The organism is Synechococcus sp. R3-13 (genome assembly GCF_047462195.1).
Lineage (GTDB): Bacteria > Cyanobacteriota > Cyanobacteriia > Thermostichales > Thermostichaceae > Thermostichus.
Genome location: NZ_JANSIO010000363.1, coordinates 1 through 4,198, shown reverse-complemented (window position 1 = coordinate 4,198; position 4,198 = coordinate 1). Strand labels below are relative to the sequence as shown.

The 4,198-nt window shown below is 56.8% G+C and carries 5 protein-coding genes; all 5 read left to right on the top strand.

Going from position 1 to position 4,198, the window contains the following annotated elements:
- Positions 1-589, top strand: a 589-nt coding sequence (locus NW856_RS11020; protein ID WP_414400276.1) for a pentapeptide repeat-containing protein, incomplete at its 5' end; no start/stop codon positions are given.
- 45 nt (positions 590-634) lie between these two features.
- Complete coding sequence (locus tag NW856_RS11015; protein WP_414400275.1) at positions 635-2,269, top strand: AAA family ATPase; 1,635 nt, start codon at positions 635-637, stop codon at positions 2,267-2,269.
- A gap of 341 nt (positions 2,270-2,610) precedes the next feature.
- On the top strand, positions 2,611-3,000 hold the full coding sequence (locus NW856_RS11010) for a hypothetical protein (protein ID WP_414342319.1): 390 nt from the start codon (positions 2,611-2,613) through the stop codon (positions 2,998-3,000).
- 189 nt (positions 3,001-3,189) lie between these two features.
- The gene (locus tag NW856_RS11005) at positions 3,190-3,426 is read left to right on the top strand and encodes a gas vesicle protein GvpG (RefSeq protein WP_011433717.1); all 237 of its coding nucleotides are present in this window, start codon (positions 3,190-3,192) and stop codon (positions 3,424-3,426) included.
- Between the two features lie 102 nt (positions 3,427-3,528).
- On the top strand, positions 3,529-4,134 hold the full coding sequence (locus NW856_RS11000; RefSeq protein WP_414400274.1) for a DUF3727 domain-containing protein: 606 nt from the start codon (positions 3,529-3,531) through the stop codon (positions 4,132-4,134).
- Positions 4,135-4,198 lie beyond the last annotated feature (64 nt).

Sequence of the window (4,198 nt, the reverse complement as noted above, 5' to 3'; positions counted from 1 at the left end):
GATTGAGGCCAACCTGAGCCAGGCCAACCTGATCTGTGCCAAGCTGAGCCAGGCCAACCTGAGCAAGACCGACCTAAGCAGAGCCGACCTGATCTCGGCCAACCTGAGCGAGGCTGACCTGAGGGGGGCTGACCTGGGCAGAGCCAACCTGAACAGGGCCAACCTGAGCAAAGCCGACCTAAGCGGGGCCAACCTGAGCGGGGCTAACTTGAGGGAGTCGGTTATTTCTGAAGCAACCCGGCTAAATCCCAAGTGGCGGCTGGTCTGGGAAATCGTCAACGGTCGGGCTAACCTGAAGAACCTGAACCTAAGCTGGGCTGACCTAAGCTGGGCTGACCTGAGTAGGGTTGACCTGAGCGACGCTAATTTGAGCAGGGTCAACCTGAGCTGGACCAACCTGGGTGGGGCCAACCTGAGCGGGGCCAACCTGAGCAGGGCCGACCTGAGCAGGGCTGACCTGAGGGGAGCAAAGCTGGGTGGCACGAACCTAAAGGGGGCAAACCTATGGGGCGCAAAACTAAGTCCCGGCTGGGATCAATTCGCCGACTTGAAAGGGGCCATCCTCCCCGACGGAGCCATCCATCCCTAGCCTGATCCCTTGGCTACACTACCTACAGCCGCTCTCAGTGGATCCATGAGTCCCTCAGATCTCGCCTTTGCCAGCAATCACCAAGACATCCTCACACTGCTGGACTTAGTGGTTCGCGCCCGCTACCCTTTGATCTACCTGGTTACTCCCGAAGAAGCCCCGGCAGAGGAGCTCCTGCAAGTTCTAGCCGATTCCCTCAAGCCCAAGCGCAAACTCCTAATCTGGGATATCGTCTCCGGCTGGTCAGATAACGGCCAAAACAAAGGCCAATTGATGCCTGCTCTGGGCCGCATCGGCGCCATCAAAGAGGACGAGGCGGTTATTTGTGTTCTCAAAGACCTAAACCCCACCCTGAGAAATCCGGAACGCTCGGACAATTACCCCGTCATCCGCTACCTGAAAACCCTGGCCAGAGAGAGCCGCCACAGCCGCAAGTCCATCATCCTCTTGGGCCAAGAAGCCGTTGTCCCTGCCGAGCTGCGCGAGGAAATTGTGGTCTATGATTTTCCCCTGCCCAGCATCGCCGAAATTGAGCGGATCATTACCCGCGCGATCCCTGCCCGTCAACTGGAGCTAAGCGGCCCGGCGCGGGAACAACTGGTTCGAGCCTGCCAAGGACTGACCCGGCAGCGCATTGAGCGGATCCTGGCCCGCGCCCTAGCCGCCAAGGGCAAGGTCAGCGAGGGCGATATTGACCTTGTTCTGGAAGAGAAAAAACAATACATCCGCCAGACGGAAATCCTGGAGTTTTACAACCCCTCCGAGACCTTGCAAAATGTCGGCGGCCTGGAAAACCTCAAAGCCTGGATTCGGCAGCGCCGCAACAGTTTTAGTGCCCAGGCCCGTGCCTATGGCTTGCCCAGTCCTAAGGGCATTTTGCTGGCCGGGATCCAGGGCACCGGCAAGTCTCTATGTGCCAAAACCATAGCCCGCGAGTGGCGCATGCCCTTGCTCAGGCTGGATGTGGGGCGACTCTTCGGCGGGATCGTCGGCGAAAGCGAAAGCCGCGTGCGCCAGATGATCCAAATTGCCGAAGCCATGGCCCCTTGTGTGTTGTGGATTGATGAGTTGGATAAAGCCTTTGGCGGCGTCAACAGCGAGTTTTCAGGGGATTCGGGCACCAGCAAGCGGGTCTTCGGCAGCCTGATCACCTGGATGCAGGAAAAAACCAAACCCGTTTTTATTGTTGCCACCGCCAACAATGTCCGCATCTTGCCGGCCGAGCTGCTGCGCAAAGGCCGGTTTGACGAAATTTTCTTCGTCAATTTGCCCAACCAACGGGAGCGGGAGGAGATCTTCCAAGTCCACATCCAGCGGCTGCGGCCCAACCGCGTGCGGGATTTTGCCTACCCTGAGCTGGCCATGGCCAGCGAAAACTTCAGCGGCGCAGAAATTGAGCAGACCATCTACGATGCCATGCACATGGCCTTCAACCAGGATCCGCCCCGCGAGTTCACCCAAGAAGATATCCTGACCGCCACCCGCCAAACGGTTCCTCTAGCCGCCATTGCTCGTGACCAGATTCAAGACTTGAAAGCGTGGGCTGCCGAGTCAGGAGCACGTACCGCTTCCCAAGATCAAAAGTTGATTCAGGAGCTACGGACCATCGTCCAGAAGAGAGGGTTAGGCTACATTGAAGTTGATAGTCCCCCATCCTTTTCCTCTCCACCTCCTGCCTAAGCTGTTTTGGTCGGCTCGTTCCGAGTTGTGGCAGCTCCGTGGAAGTAGGCTTGCAAGCATTTTTTCCTGCAAGACGCGGAAAAACTCCGGTTGCCGCTCCGCTTGAATTTGCTGCCTGTGGATTAGCCCCCGTTAAATCCGTCCGGGGAAGCCGCCGATTGATCTGAGCTGCTCAGGTGGCCCCTTGTTGGATTAACTTCCGGCAGCTCCCAGGCAGGGCACTGGGATCGGATCCCGCACGTTAGCGTGCAGGACCGATGGTTTTGCACTTTTCGTATCCTTAACTACAGATTTTTTGGTAGGATTGATCGTGTAGAGGTACTGGTATGTAGAGCAGCCTTATGAGTGCAATCGCTGAAATGAGGGGGACAAGTCTCCTGGCCCGCCATCGCCAAAACATAGCAGCCTCCCTGGCCCGTCGTTTGGAAGCAGCTAGGGCGGCCAACAACACCCGCTTGATGGAGCTGCTGAAACAAGAAGAGCGGCAGCTGGCAGCCGAGTACGGCGGCAGGGATCCCTTCTCTTCAGCGCTCTTCAGAGGACTGCGCCACCTTTGGCAGAGCCTGAAGGCAGTCTTGGCGGCCTGCGATGAACTGCGGGTGCGGCAGTGGGTAGATGGCAGCGGCATGGTCTGGTGGTCTGTCCAAGACCCAATCACGGGAGAGCGCCTGTGTACCCATTCCGAGGGGGAGCTCATGGAGTGGATCGAGAAGCACCAGCGAGAGGATTAGTCTTCGCGGCTAGGACTTGCCTGAGCACCAATAGCCAGTGTTTCCCCTGGCGCTTCGTGCGTGTCCCAGTCTTTCCAGCTTGGGGAGGAAGGGAACAAAAAGTTTCACGGCTAGGCCGGGGCAATGGCCACCTGAGAATCCAAATTGATAGGATTACGAAGACTCATCATCTGCTTTAGGGGCCCTGGGATGGTTTGGCAATTGTTGACTTGGCCGGCCCAAAGTTTGCTTTGGCTAGCAGAGCAGATCCAAGAACGCGCCGAAGCACAGCTGGATAGCAAAGAAAACCTGCAAAAAGAACTTACGGCCCTGCAAATTCAGCTAGATTTGGGAGAAATTGACGAAGAAACCTACGCCCGCCGAGAAGAGGAGATTTTATTGGCTCTGGAAGCCTTAACCCAAGCAGAAGGAGAAGCCGAAGCATAGAGTTCTGCCGGTGGGCCTGGAAGGGATCCCTCAGCATTGCAGGGGGGCAGAACATGGGAGAATAAGCTTCTGTACACCCCCATCTTTCCTGGGCTGTTTTCAATGACTGAATCCCATGAAACCTTGGTGCTCCGCGACGAGCAAAACCAGCCTCTCAAGTGCGAGATCCTGCGGCAGGTGGTCATCGACGAGCAGACCTATGCCCTGGTAACTCCCGTTGATGCTGTGATCAAAGTGCTGGTTTGGGAAGGGGAAGAAGAACCCAGCCAAGCGGTGAACGGCGATGCCAACATGGAAGGGATCCTGGACGAGCCGGATCCCGAAGAGCTACAGGCTACCCTGCCCACCATCCAGGCTGTCTTGGGGGAGTTGAACCTCACCTTGCAGCAAAATGGCTTCGACATCCTCACGGTTCAGGGGGAATTGCCCCCAGTCGAAAAGGAAGATGTGTTCGAGCTGGGCGAGAGCGAGGAAGATGCCCAGGAGTTTCAACTGCTAGCTACCTTTTTCTACCAAGAGAAGAAATACGGCATCTTTACCCCCCTCGATCCCGTTTTGCTCTACGCCGCTCTGCCTGACGAAGGGGATCCCTACCTGCTCACCCCCGATGAGCCGCCAGAGCTTTTTGATCAGCTCTATGCCCTGCTGCTGGATCTCGATGAGGAATGGGAAGACGGAGATGACGAAGAAGATGAAGACGAAGATTAGGCGGTCAACCCCTTCTGTTCTGCCGAGTTGGATACTGATACATTTACGCTGAACACTGCTGAAC